The organism is Streptomyces sp. NPDC087428 (genome assembly GCF_044744085.1).
Taxonomy (GTDB): domain Bacteria; phylum Actinomycetota; class Actinomycetes; order Streptomycetales; family Streptomycetaceae; genus Streptomyces.
In genome coordinates this window covers 173,452-194,735 of the sequence record NZ_JBIUXR010000014.1, presented here as the reverse complement: position 1 = coordinate 194,735, position 21,284 = coordinate 173,452, and the positions used below count along the sequence as shown (strand labels likewise).

General features: G+C 70.7%; 17 protein-coding genes. 14 read left to right on the top strand and 3 right to left on the bottom strand.

Annotation, left to right across the window (positions count from 1 at the left end; all coding sequences use genetic code 11):
- Positions 1-81: 81 nt before the first annotated feature.
- Positions 82-1,635, bottom strand: a complete 1,554-nt coding sequence (locus ACIO3R_RS28880; RefSeq protein ID WP_385036481.1) for an MFS transporter — start codon at positions 1,633-1,635, stop codon at positions 82-84.
- 252 nt (positions 1,636-1,887) lie between these two features.
- Here ACIO3R_RS28880 and ACIO3R_RS28875 point away from each other — a divergent pair, with 252 nt between their 5' ends.
- The 3 genes from ACIO3R_RS28875 (at position 1,888) to ACIO3R_RS28865 (ending at position 4,046) form a co-directional block, all read left to right on the top strand.
- Entirely contained in the window at positions 1,888-2,514 is a 627-nt protein-coding gene (locus tag ACIO3R_RS28875) for a TetR/AcrR family transcriptional regulator (RefSeq protein ID WP_385036480.1), read from the top strand.
- Positions 2,515-2,654: 140 nt separating this feature from the next.
- A complete protein-coding gene (locus ACIO3R_RS28870) occupies positions 2,655-3,365 on the top strand; it encodes a ribonuclease HII (protein ID WP_402109894.1) in 711 nt (236 codons plus the stop codon).
- A gap of 60 nt (positions 3,366-3,425) precedes the next feature.
- The gene (locus ACIO3R_RS28865; protein ID WP_402109891.1) at positions 3,426-4,046 is read left to right on the top strand and encodes a hypothetical protein; all 621 of its coding nucleotides are present in this window, start codon (positions 3,426-3,428) and stop codon (positions 4,044-4,046) included.
- 65 nt (positions 4,047-4,111) lie between these two features.
- Here the strand turns inward: ACIO3R_RS28865 and ACIO3R_RS28860 are convergent, their stop codons facing one another.
- A complete protein-coding gene (locus ACIO3R_RS28860) occupies positions 4,112-4,741 on the bottom strand; it encodes a hypothetical protein (RefSeq protein WP_385036477.1) in 630 nt (209 codons plus the stop codon).
- Positions 4,742-5,153: 412 nt separating this feature from the next.
- Between ACIO3R_RS28860 and ACIO3R_RS28855 the strand changes: the two genes are divergently transcribed.
- From ACIO3R_RS28855 to ACIO3R_RS28825, 7 genes are all read left to right on the top strand, one after another.
- Positions 5,154-7,313 (top strand): RecQ family ATP-dependent DNA helicase, encoded by a 2,160-nt coding sequence (locus ACIO3R_RS28855; protein ID WP_402109888.1) that lies wholly within the window; start codon positions 5,154-5,156, stop codon positions 7,311-7,313.
- A 229-nt stretch (positions 7,314-7,542) separates the two neighbouring features.
- Positions 7,543-8,844: a DUF4192 domain-containing protein gene (locus tag ACIO3R_RS28850; protein ID WP_385036475.1), complete on the top strand. Its 1,302-nt coding sequence runs from the start codon at positions 7,543-7,545 to the stop codon at positions 8,842-8,844.
- Between the two features lie 108 nt (positions 8,845-8,952).
- The gene (locus ACIO3R_RS28845) at positions 8,953-9,717 is read left to right on the top strand and encodes an NUDIX domain-containing protein (RefSeq protein WP_363026057.1); all 765 of its coding nucleotides are present in this window, start codon (positions 8,953-8,955) and stop codon (positions 9,715-9,717) included.
- Positions 9,718-10,013: 296 nt separating this feature from the next.
- Positions 10,014-11,933 (top strand): ATP-binding cassette domain-containing protein, encoded by a 1,920-nt coding sequence (locus ACIO3R_RS28840; RefSeq protein WP_385036474.1) that lies wholly within the window; start codon positions 10,014-10,016, stop codon positions 11,931-11,933.
- Between the two features lie 181 nt (positions 11,934-12,114).
- Positions 12,115-12,981, top strand: coding sequence for a FadR/GntR family transcriptional regulator (locus ACIO3R_RS28835; RefSeq protein ID WP_385036483.1), 867 nt, complete (start codon positions 12,115-12,117; stop codon positions 12,979-12,981).
- A gap of 322 nt (positions 12,982-13,303) precedes the next feature.
- A complete protein-coding gene (locus tag ACIO3R_RS28830) occupies positions 13,304-14,851 on the top strand; it encodes an RNA polymerase sigma factor (RefSeq protein ID WP_385036473.1) in 1,548 nt (515 codons plus the stop codon).
- 133 nt (positions 14,852-14,984) lie between these two features.
- Positions 14,985-15,815, top strand: coding sequence for a S1 family peptidase (locus ACIO3R_RS28825; RefSeq protein ID WP_385036472.1), 831 nt, complete (start codon positions 14,985-14,987; stop codon positions 15,813-15,815).
- A 104-nt stretch (positions 15,816-15,919) separates the two neighbouring features.
- Here ACIO3R_RS28825 and ACIO3R_RS28820 read toward each other — a convergent pair whose 3' ends face one another.
- Positions 15,920-16,153 (bottom strand): hypothetical protein, encoded by a 234-nt coding sequence (locus ACIO3R_RS28820; RefSeq protein ID WP_024489001.1) that lies wholly within the window; start codon positions 16,151-16,153, stop codon positions 15,920-15,922.
- 438 nt (positions 16,154-16,591) lie between these two features.
- Between ACIO3R_RS28820 and ACIO3R_RS28815 the strand changes: the two genes are divergently transcribed.
- The 4 genes from ACIO3R_RS28815 (at position 16,592) to ACIO3R_RS28800 (ending at position 21,214) form a co-directional block, all read left to right on the top strand.
- Positions 16,592-18,712, top strand: coding sequence for a DNA topoisomerase IV subunit B (locus ACIO3R_RS28815; RefSeq protein WP_363026050.1), 2,121 nt, complete (start codon positions 16,592-16,594; stop codon positions 18,710-18,712).
- 149 nt (positions 18,713-18,861) lie between these two features.
- Entirely contained in the window at positions 18,862-19,380 is a 519-nt protein-coding gene (locus ACIO3R_RS28810) for a DUF1453 domain-containing protein (protein WP_402109882.1), read from the top strand.
- Positions 19,377-20,540 (top strand): sensor histidine kinase, encoded by a 1,164-nt coding sequence (locus tag ACIO3R_RS28805; protein WP_402109879.1) that lies wholly within the window; start codon positions 19,377-19,379, stop codon positions 20,538-20,540. The genes ACIO3R_RS28810 and ACIO3R_RS28805 overlap by 4 nt, the downstream gene beginning before the upstream one ends.
- Entirely contained in the window at positions 20,537-21,214 is a 678-nt protein-coding gene (locus tag ACIO3R_RS28800) for a response regulator (RefSeq protein ID WP_402109877.1), read from the top strand. The genes ACIO3R_RS28805 and ACIO3R_RS28800 overlap by 4 nt, the downstream gene beginning before the upstream one ends.
- The last annotated feature ends 70 nt before the right edge of the window (positions 21,215-21,284 follow it).

Sequence of the window (21,284 nt, the reverse complement as noted above, 5' to 3'; positions counted from 1 at the left end):
GACAGGCCCCCTCCGCACGGCATCCGTACGGAGGGACGGACGGGGCCTGCGCTTCCCTCCGTCCCTCCGGACTGCTGCGCGTTACGCGGCCGGCCCTCCCGCCGACGCCTTGCCGCTCAGCGCGTCCAGATCGCTCTTGCGCACCCGGATCACCAGCGCCGCGGTCAGCAGGGCGAGAGCCGCCATGGCCACCGCCGCGACGAACGCGCTGGAGATGCCCTGGGCGAGCACGTCGTGCCCCCAGCTCCCCGGCAGTTCCCGGCTCCTGGCGAACTCCGCCTTCTGTTCGGGCGACGCCTTCGCCAGGAACCGCGGGACCTGCTTCTCCGCCTCGTCGCGGCTCGCCGTGCCGAAGACCGTGACCAGGATCGAGAGCCCCAGTGAACCGCCCACCTGCTGGCTCGCGTTGAGCAGGCTGGACGCCGCCCCCGCCTCGTGCTGGGCGACGCCGGAGACCGCGGTGAGGGTGAGCGTCACGAAGTTCAGCCCCATGCCGAAGCCGAAGAGCAGCATCGGTCCCAGCACCCCCGACAGATACGAGCTGTCGGAGGATATGAGCGTGAGCCAGCCGAGCCCCACACCGGTGAGCGCCGAGCCGGTGACCATGAAGGGCTTCGGCCCGAGCACCGGGAGGAGCCGCTGCGAGAGCCCGGCCCCGACGGCGATCGCGACGGCCACGGGCAGGAACGCCAGGCCCGATTCGATCGGACTGTAGGCCAGCACGTTCTGCACGAACAGCACGATGAAGAAGAACATGCCGAGCATGGCCGCGGACAGGCTGAGCATGATCACGTACGTTCCGGAGCGGTTGCGGTCGGCGAACATCCGCAGCGGGGTGATCGGCTCCCTGGCACGCATCTCGATGAGGACGAACGAGGCGAGCAGCACGACCGCTGCGCCGAACGAACTCAGCGTGAGCGAGTCGCTCCAGCCCTCCTCGGACGCCCGGATGAACCCGTACACGAGCGAGGCCATGCCGAGCGTCGAGGTCAGGGCGCCCGATATGTCGAAACGGCCCGGATGCTTCTTGGACTCGTCGATGTACAGCGGAGCGAGTACGGCGATCAGCACGCCGATCGGCACGTTGACGAAGAAGACCCAGCGCCAGTCGAGCCACTCGGTGAGCATTCCGCCCGCCAGCAGCCCTATCGCGCCGCCACCCGCCGACACGGCGGCGAAGACACCGAAGGCGCGGTTGCGCTCCGGGCCCTCCGGGAAGGTGGTGGTGATGAGGGCGAGTGAGGTCGGTGAGGCGATCGCGCCGCCGATGCCCTGGAGGGCGCGGGCCGCGAGCAACTGCCAGGGTTCCTGGGCGAATCCGCCGAGCAGTGAGGCCAGGGTGAAGATCAGGATTCCGGCCATGAAGACCCTGCGGCGGCCGAGGATGTCACCGGCCCGGCCACCGAGCAGCAGCAGCCCGCCGAAGGTGAGCGTGTAGGCGCTGAGGACCCAGGAGAGATCGGTGGTCGAGAAACTCAAGGCGTTCTGGATGTGCGGAAGCGCGATGTTGACGATCGTGGCGTCGAGCACAACCATCAACTGGCAGGCGGCGATGACGGTCAGGGCGATGCCCGGACGGCCTTGCCGGCGTGCTCCGCCCGGTGCGCTCCGCGCTTCTAACTGAGAGGTTGTCACTATTGGGTCCCCCACAAGTGAATTAGTGAACGGATCCGTTCACTGTTCCGGCAACGGTAGTGAGTCCCCTTCAGTGAACGCAAGCGTTCACTGAATCCGCTGTTGCGCGGTCAGGTCCGGAGTCGCGCCCCGGCCGGGGACTGCTCGGTCCCGTCCGGCCCCACGCGCCGCCCTGTTCCGCTGTGTCCGTCCGGGCCCGACGCCGGCCGGCCGGCGCGGGTGCGGCGAACCCGTTTCGATGGAGAGAAGCTCATGGTTACTTCGCGATCGGCGGCCGCCGCCCGGCCGCCGGTGGAGTCCCTTCGCCGCAGAGGCCCCGTGCTGGAGCGCGCGATCCTCGAAGCCGCACTGGAGCGGCTGAGTACGGTCGGCTGGAACGGCCTCACGATGGAGGGGGTCGCGGCAGGCGCCCAGACCGGGAAGGCGGCGATCTACCGGCGATGGTCCTCCAAGGAGGATCTGGCCGTGGACGCGTTGCGCTGTGCGCTGCCGGCGATCGGCGACGCGCCCGACTCCGGCAACATCCGTGACGATCTCTATGAACTGTGCCGGATCCTGCGTGACGGCATGCTCTCCAAGTCCGGCACCGCACTGCGGTCGGTCCTTCACGAATGCGACGTGAGTACGGCTGAACGGTTCCAGGCGGTGATCCTCAACGGCGTGATCGCACCGACGACCGACCTCATCAAGGAAGTCGTGCGCCGTGGGGTCGACCGGGGTGAGGCCCGTCCCGACGCGCTGTGCGGGCTGGCCTTCGACGTGATCCCCGCGATGATGATGTATCGCAGCAAGGTGTGCGGCAGCGAATGGAGCGACAGCGACATCGCCGAGCTGATCGATCAGGTCGCGATGCCGTTCTTCCGCTCCGGCGCCCGCTGACCCGCCCTGCCGGACGCCGCCGGGACGCCCTCCCGGCGGCGCCGTCGTGACCCGTCCCGGGGCACGGCACCGGACGGCGGCAGCCGGCAGGCGCCCCGGGGTGTTCTCGGCGGCCGCATCGGCGTACGCTTGCTGGCGCCATGCCGTATGAACCACCCACGCACACCGTCGAGCGCTCACTGCGCGCCACCACCGGTGCCAGGACCGTCGCCGGTGTCGACGAGGTCGGGCGCGGAGCGTGGGCGGGTCCGGTCACCGTGTGTGCCGCCGTCACCGGTCTCCGTAAACCGCCCGCGGGACTCACCGACTCCAAGCTGATCAGCCCCAAGCGCCGCGCCGAACTCGCGCCGCTCCTGGAGCGATGGGTCACCGCGTACGGTCTCGGTGACGCCTCACCGCAGGAGATCGACGAGCTCGGGATGACCGCCGCTCTCCGGCTCGCGGCCGTCCGTGCCCTGGAGGCACTGCCGGTGCGTCCGGACGCGGTGATCCTCGACGGCAAGCACGACTACCTGGGCCCGCCCTGGCAGGTCCGTACGGTCATCAAGGGCGACCAGTCCTGCGTGGCGGTCGCGGCGGCCTCGGTGATCGCGAAGGTCCGCAGGGATACGGTGATGGCCCGACTCGGCGCGGAATCCGGCGAGTACGAGGACTTCGCGTTCGGCGCCAACGCCGGCTATCCGTCCCCCGTGCACAGGGCCGCACTGGAGGAGCGGGGGCCCACGGCCCACCACCGCCTCTCGTGGTCCTACCTCGACGCGCTGCCCAGGTGGCAGCACCTCAAGAAGGTCCGCTTCTCCGCCGGGGCGGCCGCACTGGAAAGCGGGGGCCAGCTCGGCTTCGACTTCTGATCGCACACACGTACCCACCCGCCGATGTCTTGTGCGTCGGCGTTTGATAGACAATCACCCATGCCTCTCATCCCCGAGGAGCCTCAGATTCACGAGAGCGCCCAGGGTCCCCGCGCGACTTCGGCCACCGGCCGCACCGCGTCGACCCCTCGTCCCGTACCCGGTCCGCGTACAGCGGCCACGCCGCGCCCCGGTCGTCCGGGTCCCGGCCCCGCGAGGCCGACGCCCCCGGCGCCGCGCCCGCACCCCACCTCCGGCCGGCCCCAGGCCGCTCCGCCGGAGAATCGTTCCTCGCCGCAGCTCCAGCTGATCCCCGCCTCGGCCGACGGTGCGCTTGCCGCCGCCGACGAGGCGGTGGACCTGCTGCTCGACTCCGGTCGGGCACCCGGCGACATCCTGGTGCTCACCACGGGCGAGCAGCACCCGTGGGCGACGCACGAGCTGTCCTTCGGTGAGGACGCCTACTGGGCCCAGCACGAAGCCGGCGACGACGTGTTCTTCGCCGGAGCCGCGGTCGCGGACCGGGTGAAGCCCCGGCCGGTGGTGATCATCGCGGTCAACGGTGCCCTGGACGACGCCGCCACCCGCGCGCTGTCCACCGCACAGCGGAACGCCGGAGCCCTGCTGATCGTCTGCGGTGACCCGCAGCCGGTCAACGCGGTGCTCGGCGCGGGCGTCTGACCGCGGCGCGAGCCGACCTGTGGTGACCCGGCTGCCCCGAGGGGCGGCCGGGCCCACGGCCGGGGTCAGCGTGCCGCGCTGCGGTGCAGAGCCTGGGCCGCCCCGCCACCGGTGCGCGACGGTGCCGGATCCTGGGCCGGCGCGGTGTCGGCGAGAGCGGCCGGCTGCGAGGTGGAACTGGGGCGACGGCCGCCCCGGCCCTCGCCCAGCACCTGCCAGCCGCCGCGGGTCAGCGTGATGTACGCGCCGCACCGCAGGCCGTGCAGGGTGCAGGCGTCCCGCAGCCCCCACATCCACGCCCCGTCCTCCTCCGTCCAGCGCTCGTCCCCCTCGCGGCAGTAGAGCAGCACCGCGGTACGGACAGGGGTGCGACGGCGGAGATCGTGCGGGATGACCCGGCGCAGATGCGCCAGCAGTGAGTTACGGAATTCCCAGCCGTCCGCCGTCACCGAGCGGCGGGCGAACGAGGCGCTGGCCGTCAGGCGTTGCTCGTGATCGAGCACGGCGACGACGGCGGTCGCCGGAGTCGGCCGGTGCCTGGCGTGCAGGCCGCTGACGACCTCGCGCGGGTTGCGCAGCAGCGGTATGCCCGCCGCGGCCCACTCGGCCGGTTCGAGTATCCGGGCGAGGCGGTTGGCGGAGTCGGCGGCTGCCGACATCGAAGTGGCTGCGGACGGAGCGAATCCGAAGGTCACGGTCCTCCCTTCGCATACGCGCCCACGATGCGGGCAGGGTCGGGTGAGGGCGCGCCGCGGCACAGCCCTTCCGGGCCGCGAAAGAGACTGTGCGGGGAGCGAGTCCAATTCTTCCTGGCGTATCGGCAGGCGGCAACGAACAATTGGCGCAGCTGACGGTAATCAGCTGGAATGACACGGATATCCCTGCCCAATCGGGCCCCGGATGACGCCACCTGTCCCGCCTGAACAGCGAGGACCAGCGGAAACACGGCGTCCCTCCGACCCGCTGCAGCGCAGGCCCGTCGTAGCTCGGACTCTCGCTGTCCCGGGGCCGCCGGGGATCGCGGCGCCTGTACGTGCGCGGCTGGTGAGTCGGTTGTCACGCGGGGTGAAGTGGTCGATTGTCCGTGCCATCGGGTTGCATGGGGGCATGGACAACCTGGAACTCCGCACTGAAGCCGACGCCATCCTCGCTGAGCTCGTCGGCGACCCCGGGGGGTCGGCACGGCTGCGCGAGGATCAGTGGCAGGCGGTGGCCGCTCTGGTGCGGGAGCATCGCCGTGCGCTGGTCGTGCAGCGGACCGGGTGGGGCAAGTCGGCCGTCTATTTCGTGGCCACGGCCCTGTTGCGGCGGCGCGGTGCGGGCCCCACGGTGATCATCTCGCCGCTGCTGGCGCTGATGCGCAACCAGGTCGAGTCGGCGGCGCGGGCCGGTATCCAGGCACGCACCATCAACTCGGCCAACCCGGAGGAGTGGGAAACCATCTACGGGGAAGTGGAGCGCGGCGAGACCGACGTTCTCCTCGTGAGCCCGGAACGTCTCAATTCTGTTGATTTCCGTGATCAGGTGCTGCCGAAGCTCGCGGCCACGACCGGCCTGCTGGTGGTCGACGAGGCGCACTGTATTTCCGACTGGGGGCACGACTTCCGGCCCGACTACCGCCGCCTGCGCACCATGCTCGCCGAGCTGCCGGAGGGCGTGCCGGTGCTCGCGACGACGGCGACCGCGAACGCCCGGGTGACAGCGGATGTGGCGGAGCAGTTGGGCACGGGGAGCGGGGACGCCCTGGTTCTGCGGGGGCCGCTGGACCGGGAGAGCCTTCGGCTGGGCGTGCTGGAGCTGCCGGACGCGGCGCACCGGCTGGCATGGCTGGGGGAGCGGCTGGGGGATTTCCAGGGCTCGGGGATCATTTACACGCTGACAGTGGCGGCGGCGGAGGAGGTGGCGGCGTTCCTGCGGCAGTGCGGGTACCCGGTGGCCTCCTACACGGGGAAGACGGAGAACGCCGACCGGCTGCAGGCCGAGGAGGATCTGCTGGCGAACCGGGTGAAGGCGCTGGTGGCGACGTCCGCGCTGGGCATGGGGTTCGACAAGCCGGACCTGGGATTCGTGGTGCACCTGGGGTCACCCTCCTCCCCGATCGCCTACTACCAGCAGGTCGGGCGTGCGGGGCGTGGCGTGGACCATGCCGATGTGCTGCTGCTTCCGGGCCGGGAGGACGAGGCGATCTGGGCGTACTTCGCCTCGGTGGGCTTCCCTCCCGAGGAGCAGGTGCGACGCACCCTCGACGTACTCGAGAACGCCGGCCGGCCGCTGTCGCTGCCGGCGCTGGAGCCCTTGGTGGAGCTCCGGCGCTCGCGGCTGGAGTCGATGCTGAAGGTCCTGGACGTGGACGGCGCGGTCAAGCGGGTGAAGGGCGGCTGGACGGCCACCGGGCAGCCGTGGACCTACGACGCGGAGCGGTACACGTGGGTGGCGCGCCAGCGGAAGGCCGAACAGCAGGCCATGCGGGACTACGTGGCGACCACGGGGTGCCGGATGGAGTTCCTGCAGCGGCAGCTCGACGACGAGAAGGCAGCCCCCTGCGGTCGCTGCGACATCTGCGCGGGACCCTGGCTCGATACCGCCGTCTCCCCCGGCGCTCTTGCCGGAGCGGCCGGCGAGCTGGACCGCCCGGGGGTCGAGGTGGAGCCGCGCCGCATGTGGCCCACGGGTATGGCGGCGGTCGGAGTCGACCTCAAGGGCCGCATCCCCGTGGGCCAGCAGGCCGCCATGGGGCGGGCCCTCGGCAGGCTGTCGGACATCGGCTGGGGCAACCGCCTGCGCCCCCTGCTGACGGAGCAGGCAGCGGACGGGCCGGTCCCGGACGATGTGCTGACCGCCGTCGTGACGGTGGTGGCCGACTGGGCCCGTTCACCGGGCGGCTGGGCCAGTGGCGCCGACGACGCGGTGGCGCGGCCGGTCGGCGTCGTCGCCATGCCCTCCCGCACCCGCCCGCGCCTGGTCTCCTCCGTGGCGGAGGGCCTGGCCCGGGTCGGCAGGCTCCCGCTGCTGGGCAGCCTGGCCTACACCCCGCAGGCCGACGCGTACGCGGGACACCGCAGCAACTCCGCCCAGCGGCTCAGGGCCCTGGCCGCCTCGTTCACCGTGCCCGACGAACTCGCGGCAGCCCTGGCCGCCGCCCCCGGCCCGGTCCTGCTCGTCGACGACTACACCGACTCGGGCTGGACCCTGGCCGTCGGCGCACGTCTCCTCCGCCAGAGCGGGGCCGGCCAGGTGCTCCCCCTCGTTCTCGCACAGGCCGGATAGGTCGGACAGGCCGGATCGACGGACCCGGCACGGGCGGATTCGGCGGACCGATTCGGCGGGTTGATTCGGCAGGTCGGCCCGACGGGGGCGATTCGGCCGCTGCGAAGGCTCGTCGGGCATGCCTGAGCTGCTTTGGACCGATGCGAAAGCATGACGCCCGGGTGACTCTCTGTGGATAACTTATCCACAGGGGGTCGCGGATTCCGGCCGGGCACGAGACGGTCATGCCATGAACCAGCACCACGAATCCACCGGCCCGTCCGACGAGCAGCAGATCACCCTACGAGGCCCGGCCGAGCTGGCCGATGCCCTCCCGTACCTCATGGGGTTCCATCCGAACGACAGCGTGGTCATGGTCGCCCTGCACGGTGGCCGGGGCCGCTTCGGCGGCCGGCTCAGGCTCGGCATTCCGCAGTCCGCGCAGGAGTGGCCGTCGGTTGCCGAGCAGCTCGCGGAGTGCCTGATCAAGGGAAGCGAGCGGCGCGGCGGCCGGCCCGACGCCATCGTCATCTTCCTCTGCCAGGACCCGGCCGAGGGGGAGACCGGCGGCCAGGTCATGGAGCGTCTGCGGCCCTTCGCCCAGCGGCTGCGCACCGCCTGCGGCGCACTGGACGTGCCCGTGCTCGAAGCGCTCTGCATCTCCGACAGCCGCTACTGGTCCTACTGCTGCCCCGATGCCCGGTGCTGCCCGGCCGACGGCAATCCGCTGGCTGTGCCCGGCACCTCGGTGATGGCTGCGGCAGCGGCCTACGCGGGTATTCAAGTGCGGGGATCGCTGCGTGAGATGGAGGCGGGGCTGGCGCCCCTGACAGCCACGGCGGGTGCGGGGCAGCAGCAGGCGCTCGATTCCGCGGGAGCCACGCTGCTGCCGAAGCTCCTCGACGAGGAGGGCCGCAGGGAGGTGGGCGGCTCGACTGTGAAGCTCGCCCGGCGGCTCATGAAACGCCTCGGGGAGGCTCCGGTGGCGATGCCCTCGCTCCGCGACCTCAACGATGACCGGCTGATCAGTCACGAGGAGGCCGCCGCGTTGATTCTCGGCCTTCAGGACCGGGAGACCCGCGACAGGGCCGCTGAATGGATGGAAGGGCCCGAGGCGGAGTCCGCGCTGAGGCTGTGGCGTGCGCTGGCGCGCCGTTGTGTCGCGCCGTACGAGGAGCACGCGGCGGCCCCGCTCACGCTGGCGGGCTGGGTCGCCTGGTCCACCGGGGACGAACCGGCCGCACGGGTCGCGCTGGGCCTCGCCCTGCGGCTCGATCCCGGATACACCTTCGCCCAGCTCCTGCACGAGGCGTGCAACCAGGGCCTCGATCCGGAGACGCTGCGGCGCTGCCTGCGCGGTGAGCGCACCACGCGTTCGGTGCGGCGCGGCCACCGCACGGGCCGGGCCGCGGGGACCCCTTCCGTACGGGCGCGGGCCGCCGGGCGGCGCGGGACGCAGCCGCGTACCGCCGGGCCCGGACCGGCGACCGGCAGGCGCCGCGCCGGACAGCCGCGGACCCTGGGCCGCCGGGGGACCAGGACCCGCCGGTGACAGGGGGCACGGCACGGTCCTCCGGCTCCGTACACCGATGGTGCGGGGACGGGTGAAGAGCGCGACGAAGGGAGTGTTTATCGTCAGGCAGACGACTATGATCACGACATGCCGCCCTACGACCCGTCGACCTTTCCGCCCTTCGCTGTCACCGTCGACCTGGTCGTGCTCACGGTGCGCCGTCATGCGCTCTGCGCGCTGGTGGTACGCCGAGGTGAGTCGCCGTTCCAGGGCAGGTGGGCGCTGCCCGGCGGCTTCGTCAGAGCCGATGAGGACCTCGGTGCCGCCGCGGCGCGTGAGCTCGTCGAGGAGACGGGGCTGTCCGCGCACGACCCGGCGGTGCCGGCCGTCGGGAACGGTGCCCATCTCGAACAGCTCGCCACCTACGGGGACCCCGGGCGTGATCCGCGGATGAGGGTCGTCAGCGTCGCCCACCTCGCGCTGGCCCCTGATCTGCCCGCTCCCCGGGCGGGCGGGGACGCGAACAGTGCGCGCTGGGCACCCGTAGAGGACGTGCTCGGACCGGAGGGCGGGTACGGCCGCGACGGCGAACACCGGGCGCCGCTGGCCTTCGACCACGCGCGGATCCTGGCCGACGGGGTGGAGCGGGCCCGCTCCAAGATCGAGTACTCCTCGCTGGCCACGGCCTTCTGCCCGCCCGCGTTCACGGTCGGGGAGCTGCGCAGGGTGTACGAAGCGGTGTGGGGCGTGGTGCTCGACCCGAGGAATTTCCACCGCAAGGTGACGGGCACCCCCGGCTTCCTGGTCCCCTCCGGCGGCACGACCACCAGGCAGGGCGGCCGTCCGGCCCAGCTCTTCAGGTCGGGCGCGGCCACGGTGCTCAACCCGCCGATGCTCCGGCCCGAGGTCTGACCCCACTTCAGCGGTCGTGCCGTCGTTGGCGCGGTGCGCCGCTCCGTACCCGTATCCGTATCCGGTGCGTGCCTGCGCACCGGTGTGCCCGTACACCGGATGCGTACTCGTACATCGGATACGTCCTCGTACGCCGGATACGTGTCCGGGTGCCGGGTGCGGCAAGCCGCCGCGGTTCCGCGTGGGTGAGGCCGCAGCGCCACAGATGCGGCGCTGCACAGAAAGTCGTATATGTCGGGTTATCTTGCTGCGGTACCCACTGCCGTCGAGCGGTCTCACCTCCTGCGAGAGAAGCGATGCTCCAGGCCATCGGACTCACCAGCGCCCGCCACCGCGGTCTTCCGCCCGCCGTGGACGACCTCACGTTCGAAGCCGGCTCCGGCTGTGTCACCGCCCTTCTGGGCGCACCGGGCTCCGGCAAGACCGCGGCCCTGCGGCTGATGCTCGAACTCGACGCGGGCCGGGGGATCACCTACTTCCGGGGCAGAGCGCTGCACCGTGTCGCGTACCCCGCCCGCGAAGTGGGGGTGCTGCTCGGGGATGTGCCGGGCCACCCGGTCCGCACCGCCCGGGGACAGCTCCGGATGCTCTGCGCGGCGGCGGGTGTACCGGCGTCCAGGGCCGACGAACTGCTCGACACCGTAGGCCTCGCCGGGCTCGGGGATCAGCGCATCGCCTCGCTCTCCCACGGCATGGACCGCAGGCTGGCCCTCGCCTGCGCGCTGCTCGGCGACCCGCACGCGCTCATCCTCGACGAACCCACGGAAGGGCTCGCCGCGCGGGAGGCCGACTGGCTGCACGGGGTGCTGCGGTCCCACGCCGCCCGGGGCGGCGTCGTGCTGTACACGACCAGCGATCCCAAGGAGGCCGCGCGGTCGGCGGGGCACGTGGTGTCCATCGACGGCGGACGGCTCGTCGCGGACCAGGACGTCGCCGACTTCGCACGCACCCGGCTCCGCCCCCGCGTCGCGGTCCGCACCCCGCACGCCGCCCGCCTCGCCGCGGTCGTCAGCCGCGAGGCGCGGGCGGCCCGGCGCTCCGTGGAAGTGGTCACCGAAGCGAGCAGCAGCCGCCTCTCCGTCTACGGCAGCACCTGTGCGGAGATCGGCGACACGGCGTTCCGGCACGGGCTTCCCGTTCACCAGCTCGCCGACGAGATCGGCGAGGTCGGCGACACCGGCCCGGCCGTCGACCGCGCGGCTCCCGGAGGTGTCGCCCCCGCGAGCAGTACCGACGCGACCAGCGCCCCCGCGACCGGTACCCCCGCGGCCAGTACCCCCGCCACCGGTGCCGACGGGACAGGTGGCCAGGGGGCAGGGGCAGAGGCCGAGCGGGCAGGGGCCGGTGAGGCAGGGGCCGAGCGGGCAGGGGGCGCGGCCGCACCGCGACCGGCCGCGGGTGCCGACGGGCCCGAGCTTCCGCCGCCGATCAGGCGGCGTCCCGCCCGCGGCCCGCTGCGCCCGGTGCGTTACGAACTGCGCCGCCTCTTCGGGGTCAGGACCACGACCCTGATCATGGGCGTCGCCCTGGTCGCCTCTGCCGGGATCTCCGTACTGCTCGCCCGCGACGGCCGTACGCCGCTGCCGAACGTGCTCGCCGCCTGGCCGTCCCTGCTCCCGCTGCCGCCCGCCGCGTTCTGTGCCGGGCTGCTCGGGGCGCTCTCCTTCGGTGACGAGTTCCGCTACCCCGCGCTCGCCGCCGGCCGCGGCACCGTACCCCGCCGCCTCGGGCTGCTCCTCGCCAAGCTGGCGGTGTCCGCGGGCGTCGCCCTGCTGCTCGCCCTGCTCGCCGTACTGGCCTCCGTGATGTCTCTTCGCCTCGTGTACGGGGGTGACTTGATCCGGATCCCGCCGAATGTGATGTCGCTGGCCGTGAGTTGGTCCGGCCTGACCGTCGGCTGCGCCTGGGCCGGACTGCTGGCCGCCGGGGTGTTCCGGGTGACGGCGGCGGGTGTGGCCGCGGTGCTCGCTGTCCCGGTGCTGATGGTTCCGCTCGTTCAGTGGATGCCGAAGACTCCGACCGCCCGTTCGATGAGCGGGCTCCCGGTCCGGCTGCGGGACCTGGCCTGGCTGCGGTGGCCGCACGAGACGGACCGGTGGGCGCTGGCCGCGATGCGGGTCGTGGCGCACCCCGTGGGGAGCGCATTGACCCTGTCGTTGTCGGTCCTCATCTGCGCGTATCTGTTCACGAGCCTTCGAGGCAGGGTGCGTTGGTGATCGCAGGACGGCGCCGGAACGTCAAAAGTCCCACAACTCCATTGGGAATGCCCTATTTGTACCGATAAGGCGTCAATTGGGAAGCGGGTGCCGATCACCCTTTCGTGTGCTTTTCACCAAAGACCTCAAGGGGCGGCTGAGCCGCGCCGACAAAGGATGCGTGAGTACCCTTGCGCACACCATGATGACCGCCGCCCGCACTGCCGACTCCGGCCTCGCCGGCTCGGGCGAACCAGACCGATACCCCTATGCGGAGGCGCCGGCCGGCGAGCGTGCCGCCATTCGTTCCTGGGGCGGTCCCGACAACGAGCTCGGCAGGGTGGGCCGACGGGGATCGGCCAGTCGCGGCCGAGGCCTGCACGGCCAACTTGTCCAGCAGCTCGGACAGATGATCGTTTCCGGGGACCTGGGTGCGGACCGCCCCCTGGTGCCGGAGGAGATCGGTCAGCGTTTCGAGGTCTCGCGCACCGTCGTGCGGGAGTCGCTGCGCGTGCTGGAGGCGAAGGGTCTGGTCAGCGCCCGGCCCAATGTGGGTACCCGGGTCAGGCCCGTCAGTGACTGGAACCTGCTCGACCCCGACATCATCGAATGGCGCGCCTTCGGCCCGCAGCGCGACGACCAGCGCCGCGAGCTGAGCGAGCTGCGGTGGACGATCGAGCCGCTCGCCGCCAGTCTCGCCGCGGGCCACGGCCGTGAGGATCTTCAGCAGCGCCTCGCCGACATGGTCGAGATCATGGGGCACGCGCTCGGGCAGGGTGACGTGATCACCTGCGCCCGCGCCGACGCGGAGTTCCACGCCCTGCTGATCCAGGCCGCGGGTAACCGCATGCTGGAGCACCTCTCCGGCATCGTCTCCGCCGCCCTGCACGTCTCGGGCGGTCCGGTGACCGGTTGTGACCGCCCCAATGAGGCATCGCTCGGCCACCACGCGCGGATCGTCGACGCCCTCGCGTCCGGCGACTCCGCGGGCGCCGAGACCGCAATGCGCCAGCTCCTCGCGGCCCCCCTCGAGGTGGAGCGGGTGGTGCCGGCGCCGCGCGAGCACTGAGCGCGGCGCGGGCAGGGCGTACGAGCCAGGTGTCGCCGGACCCTCGTGGTCCGGCGGCACAATTGTGGGGGGATGTTGCCCCTGGTCGCGTTCGTCGGAAATGGGGTGTGACTCGGGCCACGCGGATTGGGCGTAACACTCCTCGAAACAGCGCGATGACTTAAGAGGTGACCGTCGCGGAAGGAATACAGCAGCCATTCAGTGCGCTGTGCAGTTCCGAGGCATAGCCCGCGCCGTCGGCACACTCCCAGCCGACGGTCGTCGGTTCAGCCCTCTCCTGGGCCGGGCCGGAAGCCGTTTCCATCGTTCCGAGAGGTTGTTCGTGTCGGCCAGCACATCCCGTACGCTCCCGCCGGAGATCGCCGAGTCCGAATCTGTGATGGCGCTCATCGAGCGGGGAAAGGCTGATGGGCAGATCGCCGGCGATGACGTGCGTCGGGCCTTCGAGGCTGACCAGATTCCGCCAACCCAGTGGAAGAATGTTCTGCGCAGCCTCAACCAGATCCTCGAGGAAGAGGGTGTGACGCTGATGGTCAGTGCCGCGGAGCCGTCCAAGCGCGCCCGCAAGAGCGTCGCAGCGAAGAGCCCGGTCAAGCGCACCGCCACCAAGACTGTCGCGGCCAAGACGACCGTGACGCGTACCGTCGCGGCCACCGCCGCCCCGTCGGCCGAGACCGTGGACGTGGTGGCCGATGACGCCACCGCGGCCGCCCCTGCGAAGAAGGCGGCAGCCAAGAAGACGGCTGCCAAGAAGACCGCCGTGAAGAAGACGGCGGCCAAGAAGACCGCGTCGAAGAAGGCCGGCAAGCAGGACGACGATGCCCTCGACGGCGACGACGCCGCCGAGGAAGTCAAGGCCGGCAAGGGTGACGAAGAGGAGGGCGAGGGCGAGAACAAGGGCTTCGTCCTCTCCGACGACGACGAGGACGACGCACCTGCGCAGCAGGTCGCCGTCGCCGGCGCCACGGCCGACCCGGTCAAGGACTACCTGAAGCAGATCGGCAAGGTCCCGCTCCTCAACGCCGAGCAGGAGGTCGAGCTCGCCAAGCGCATCGAGGCGGGCCTGTTCGCCGAGGACAAGCTGGCGAACTCCGACAAGCTCGCGCCGAAGCTCAAGCGCGAGCTGGAGATCATCGCCGAGGACGGCCGCCGTGCCAAGAACCACCTGCTGGAGGCCAACCTCCGTCTCGTGGTCTCGCTGGCCAAGCGGTACACCGGCCGCGGCATGCTCTTCCTGGACCTGATCCAGGAGGGCAACCTCGGTCTGATCCGCGCGGTCGAGAAGTTCGACTACACCAAGGGCTACAAGTTCTCCACGTACGCCACCTGGTGGATCCGTCAGGCGATCACCCGTGCCATGGCGGACCAGGCCCGCACCATCCGTATCCCGGTGCACATGGTCGAGGTCATCAACAAGCTCGCGCGGGTACAGCGCCAGATGCTCCAGGACCTGGGCCGCGAGCCCACCCCGGAGGAGCTGGCCAAGGAACTCGACATGACCCCCGAGAAGGTCATCGAGGTCCAGAAGTACGGCCGCGAGCCGATCTCCCTGCACACCCCGCTGGGTGAGGACGGGGACAGCGAGTTCGGTGACCTGATCGAGGACTCCGAGGCGGTCGTCCCGGCCGACGCGGTCAGCTTCACGCTCCTCCAGGAGCAGCTGCACTCGGTGCTCGACACCCTCTCCGAGCGTGAGGCCGGCGTGGTCTCCATGCGCTTCGGTCTCACCGACGGGCAGCCGAAGACGCTCGACGAGATCGGCAAGGTCTACGGCGTGACGCGTGAGCGCATCCGTCAGATCGAGTCCAAGACCATGTCGAAGCTGCGCCACCCGTCGCGTTCGCAGGTGCTGCGCGACTACCTCGACTAGGTCGCGGGCGAGTACACGGAACGAGGGCCCGCATCCCAGGGGGATGCGGGCCCTCGGCCTGTGCTGGGGTGCGGATCGGCGCCGGCGGAATGACTCTGGGTAGGCATGTCCCCTCAAAGAGTCAGGAGTACGTATGTCCCGTACCGTCGTCCGCACCATGACCGGGGCGCTCGCCCTCACCGCCGCCGCGGCCGTGATACCGCTCGGATTCCCCGCCTCGGCCGTCGCGGACAGCATCGTCATCGGGGGCCAGCCCGCTCACGTCGAGGACAGCCCGTGGGTGGTGGCGCTCTCCAGCCGGGACAGGTTCGGCGACGCCCGCGCCGGCCAGTTCTGCGGCGCCGTGGCGGTGGGGCCGAAGAAAGTGCTGACGGCCGCGCACTGCCTCAGCAGGGGGGCGCTCGGTGCCGATGTCGGCCAGGTGCGGGATCTGCGGATCATCTCCGGCCGCGACGAGCTGACCGGTTCCGGCGGCAAGGAGATCGCGGTGAGCGGGACGTGGGTCAACCCTGGGTTCGACGCCACCACCAACAGCGGGGACGTCGCGGTGCTGACCCTCGCCGAGGCGTTGCCGGAGCAGAGCGTGATCCCGATGGCCGAAGCCGGTGACGCCGGATATCGGTCGGGTACGGCCGCTGTCGTCTACGGATGGGGGGACACCACGGGTAACAGTGACTACGCGTCGTCACTCCGGTCCGCGAAAGTGAGCATTCTGCCGGACAGCTCGTGCGAGCAGGCCTACCCGGGCGGCAGGGACGGCACGTACGAGGCCTCTGCGATGCTCTGTGCGGGCGAACCGCAGGGCGGGTACGACGCATGCCAGGGAGACAGCGGAGGGCCGCTGGTGGCCCGTGGGCGGCTTGTCGGCCTGGTGTCGTGGGGAAGCGGCTGCGGTCGGGCCGGGAGCCCCGGGGTCTATACGCGGATCTCCGCCGCCATCGGGTGGATGGCGGACGCCGACTGACCGATACCGGCTCCGGGTACGAGAACGGGCGGCACTCTCCTGTGGAGGGGGCCGCCCGTCGGTCGGTCCGGGACCGGACCCTGGCTCGTCGTGGATGCGAGGTGTCAGTGTTGTTCCTCTTCGGCGGCTTGGGCCTGCACGGCCGTCAGCCGGTCCGTCTCATCCTGTATTTCCGCGGCGATCTTCTTGAGTTCCGGCTCGAACTTGCGACCGTGGTGGGCGCAGAAGAGCAGTTCACCGCCACTGATCAGGACGACGCGCAGGTATGCCTGGGCGCCGCAACGGTCACAGCGGTCTGCTGCGGTCAGCGGGCTCGCGGGGGTCAGAACAGTAGTCACGTCGCCTCTTCTCTAGCTCGACGAGCTGTCGTACCAGGGTCAACATCCAACCAGGCCGAAAACGTTCCCGCTCGTGGCTTTTCTTCGAAACTTCTTCTCAAGATGGCTGTCTGTTGCCGGTTCGCGGCGAATGTGCCGTATTGCGTAGCGCTACGGTTTCGCGTTGCTTGTCTTGGTCGGTCCGTCCGACCGGCTGGCTTGCCGGCTTGTTGATGAGGACGTGCCCGGAGCCTAAATGGTTCATGCCTGGAAGGGAACGTGATGTGCACGTCACTCCAAGGAGGGATCGAACGTGTATGCGAGGCTGGACTACTGTGAGCGTTCTCCGAGGGTGGCGTTACACCCGCTCTACCAGGCCTCGGTACCCTCTCAGCGGCAACCGAAGCCGAGCCCGTTACCCACTGGGCCCCAAATGAAATTCAGCGAGGAGCGAACCGCGTGACCGCCGATACGTCCGTGCCGTCCACTGCGCTGCTGACCGGAGCAGACCGAGACGGTTCCAACTACACCGCGCGGCATCTGCTCGTACTCGAGGGGCTCGAAGCGGTTCGCAAGCGCCCCGGGATGTACATCGGGTCCACCGACAGCCGCGGCCTCTTGCACTGCCTCTGGGAGATCATCGACAACTCCGTCGACGAGGCCCTCGGCGGCTACTGCGATCACATCGAGGTCATCCTCCACGACGACAACTCCGTCGAGGTCCGCGACAACGGCCGGGGCATCCCCGTCGACGTGGAGCCCAAGACCGGCCTGTCCGGCGTCGAGGTCGTCATGACCAAGCTCCATGCCGGAGGCAAGTTCGGCGGTGGCTCTTACGCCGCCTCCGGCGGCCTCCACGGCGTGGGCGCCTCCGTGGTCAACGCACTCTCCGCCCGGCTCGACGTGGAGGTCGACCGCAACGGCGTGACCCACGCGATCAGCTTCCGGCGCGGGGTTCCGGGCATCTTCACCGAGCAGGGCCCGGACAGCCCCTTCGACCCGGCCAACGGGCTCCTCAAGGGCAAGCGGGTCCCCAAGGCGCGTACCGGTACCAGGGTCAGGTACTGGGCCGACCGGCAGATCTTCCTCAAGGACGCCAAGCTCAATCTGGACACGCTCTACCAGCGGGCCCGCCAGACCGCCTTCCTCGTTCCCGGTCTCACCATCGTCGTGCGCGACGAGCGGGGCCTGAACGGCGAGGGCAAGACCGAGGAGACCTTCCGCTTCGACGGCGGGATCAGCGAGTTCTGCGAGTACCTCGCGCAGGACAAGGCCGTCTGCGACGTGCTGCGCCTGACCGGCCAGGGCACCTTCAAGGAGACCGTGCCGGTACTCGACGAGCGCGGGCACATGACGGCGACCGAGGTCACCCGGGAACTGGTCGTCGACATCGCCATGCGCTGGGGCACCGGCTACGACACCAACCTGAAGTCCTTCGTCAACATCATCGCCACCCCCAAGGGCGGCACCCACGTGTCCGGGTTCGAACGCTCCGTGACCAAGACGGTCAACGAGGTGCTCCGCTCCGCGAAGCTGCTGCGCGTCGCCGAGGACGACATCGTCAAGGACGACGCGCTGGAGGGCCTCACCGCGGTCGTCACCGTACGGCTGGCGGAGCCGCAGTTCGAGGGGCAGACCAAGGAGGTGCTCGGCACCTCCGCGGCCAACCGGATCGTCGCCAACGTCGTGGCCAAGGAGCTCAAGGCACACCTGACCTCGACCAAGCGGGACGCGAAGGCCCAGGCCAGGGCCGTCCTGGAGAAGGCGGTGGCCGCCGCCCGCACCCGGATCGCGGCCCGCCAGCACAAGGACGCCCAGCGCCGCAAGACGGCTCTGGAGTCCTCCTCGCTGCCCGCGAAGCTCGCCGACTGCCGCAGCGACGACGTGGAGCGCAGCGAGCTGTTCATCGTCGAGGGCGACTCCGCGCTCGGGACCGCCAAACTGGCCCGGAACAGTGAGTTCCAGGCCCTGCTGCCGATCCGCGGCAAGATCCTCAACGTTCAGAAGGCATCCGTCTCCGACATGCTGAAGAACGCCGAGTGCGGCGCGATCATCCAGGTCATAGGAGCGGGGTCCGGGCGGACCTTCGACATCGACGCGGCCCGCTACGGCAAGATCGTCCTGCTCGTGGACGCCGATGTGGACGGCGCCCACATCCGGATCCTGCTGCTGACTCTCTTCCAGCGGTACATGCGGCCCATGGTCGAGGCGGGGCGGGTCTTCGCCGCGGTGCCCCCGCTCCACCGGATCGAGCTCGTCCAGCCGAAGAAGGGCCAGGACAAGTACATCTACACGTACTCGGACAACGAGCTGCGCCAGCGGCTGCTGGAGCTCCAGCGCAAGAACGTCCGGTACAAGGACTCGATCCAGCGCTACAAGGGTCTGGGCGAGATGGACGCCGACCAGCTCGCCGAGACCACGATGGACCCGCGCTTCCGCACCCTGCGGAGGATCAACATCGGCGATCTGGAATCGTCCGAGCAGGTCTTCGACCTGCTGATGGGCAACGAGGTGGCGCCCCGCAAGGAATTCATCACCAGCTCGGCCGCCACGCTGGACCGCTCGCGCATCGACGTCTGAGCCCGTGGTTCGCACGTCACCGGAGCCGTCGTCTGCACCCCTGGGTGGAGACGACGGCTCCACCCACGATCCACCCCTGAGCCGATCCCCTGACCTGGCCGTTTCCGTAGCGTCGGAGTCGTAGAACTTCCCGCTGTTCGGAGGCCTCCATGTCCGGGTTCGTCAATGTCCTGGTGATCGTCGCGGTCATCGTCCTCGTGGTGGTCCGCCAGTGCTCTGCGCGGCGGATCTCAGGCGACCGGCGCTGGTGGGTCCTGCCGGGCGTCCTGCTCGTCATGGCGCTGCGCGACCCCGGACTCGTGGACCGGCACCACGAGACACTCTCCGTCGTCGTCCTGGGCGCCGAGCTGGTCGTGGGGCTGGTCACGGGCGCCGCCTGGGGATGGACGGCCCGGCTCTGGCGCGCGGAGGACGGCTCCCTCTGGAGCAAGGGGACCAAGGCCACCGTCTACGTCTGGACCGGGGGCCTGGTGCTGAGGGTGGCGCTCTACGGGGTGGCCGCGGCGCTGGGTGTGCATCAGGGCAGCCCCGCCCTGATGACGGCGCTCGCCGTGACACTGCTGGTGCGCGGCGGGGTGCTGGTCCGCCGGGCCTCGGAAATACCCGCGTCGTACGGTGTCCCCGCTGACCGCGCGCCGTTCCGGCAGGCATGGAAGGACCGTGTGTGACCCCCGCTTCGTGGACGAGCTGGCCTTCGCGGGAGGCTCTCTCCCGGGAGACGCGCACCCGCTCACGGATCTTCATCGCATGGTCCGTACGGGCCGCGCTGCTCACCCTGATGCTCTGGGGGACCTTCACGGGCGGGCTGTTCGGGCCCTGGGAGATCGCGGTCGGCCTGATCGGGGTGCTCGGCTGCGCGGTGCTCGCGGTGGCTTTCTTCCGGGCCAGCCTGGAGAACCGGCTGTGGGTGTCCCTCGGCGTGCTCGCCCTGCTGATGCTGGCGGCGTTCGGGGCCCAGCGGTCCGGGGCCACCGTGCCGGCGGTGGTGCTCTGGTGCGGCTGCGCGGTCACGGCTCTGGAGCGGCTGCCGCTGGTGGCGGGAATCCCGTCCACGGCGGTCGCGCTCGGCGCGTACGCCGTCGTGAACACCGACAACTGGCCGAGTACGGCCATGACCACGGCGGGGCTCTGTCTCGCGGGCTACGTGCTGCGCCTGGACGCCGAGGCCCGCGGCAGCGCGCGCCGGCTTCTCGCGCAGGAGCGGGCCGCGCGGAAGGCGGAGGCCGAGACGGCCGCTCTGGACGAGCGGTCCAGGATCGCCCGGGAGATCCACGACGTGCTCGCCCACAGTCTCTCCGCGCAGCTGGTGCATCTGGAGGCGGCACGGCTGCTGATCGAGAGGGAGCCCGCGGGGGAGTTCCGGGACCTGGTCCTTCAGCGGGTGGTCGCGGCCCGCTCCATGGCCCGTGAGGGGCTCGCGGAGACCCGCCAGGCGCTCTCCGCCCTGCGCGGCGAGGTGTCGCCGGTGGAGGACTTCCTGCGCCAGCTGGTGGCGGCCGAGCCGGCCGAGGTCAGGGTGGAGGGCGAGCGCCGCACGCTGACCGCCGAGGCCTCGCAGACGGTCCGGCGCGTCGCACAGGAGGCGCTGACCAATGTGCGCAAGCACGCGCCGGGGGCCAGGGTGCTCATCCGGCTGGAGTACCTGCCGGACGGGATCGCCCTGGAGGTCAGCGATTCGGGTGGGAGAAGTCCCGGGGGCGACCTCGCTGTCAGTGGCTCCGGATACGGTCTGCTGGGAATGAGGGAGCGCGCCGAACTGCTGGGCGGCACGCTGGAGGCCGGTCCCGGCGAGGAGGGGTTCGTGGTGAATCTGAGGGTGCCCGCGTGACCGCGCGGGTGGTGGTGGCCGACGACCAGGCGGTGGTGCGCGAGGGGATCGTCATGCTCCTGGGCCTGCTGCCCGGGATCGAGGTGGTCGGATCGGCGAAGGACGGGGAGGAGGCCGTCGCCCTGGTGGCCGAGCAGGCACCCGACGTGGTCCTGATGGACCTGCGGATGCCCCGCTGCGACGGGGTGGAGGCAACGCGCCGTATCCGCCAGGACTTTCCCGCCACGCAGGTCGTGGTGCTCACGACCTTCGCCGAGGACGACTCGCTCTTTCCCGCACTCCGGGCCGGGGCCCGCGGCTATCTCACCAAGGACGCCGGGGGTGACGAGATCGTGCGGGCCATCGAGGCGGTGCTCTCCGGCGAGGCAGGCCTCTCGCCCGCCGTGCAGCGCCGGCTGCTGGAACAGGTCACCACGGGGCCGTTGCCCCTGGCCGGGGGCGGTGAGCCGGAGCTGCCCGACGGGATGACACCCCGCGAGGTGGAGGTGCTCGTCCTGATCGCCGACGGGATGTCCAACGCGGAGATCGCCCGCAGCCTGCACATCTCGCAGGCGACCGTGAAGAGCCACATCAACAACCTGTTCGCCAAGGCGGGGCTCCGCCACCGCGCCCAGGCGGTCCGCTACGCGTACGTTCGAGGGCTCGCACAGCCACCCGGCACATCCTTCACCTGAAGAGGTGAAGTCTCGGGAATGAAGTGCCCGGGGTCTTCCCGATCTGCCCATTCTTGGGTACGCGGCCGAA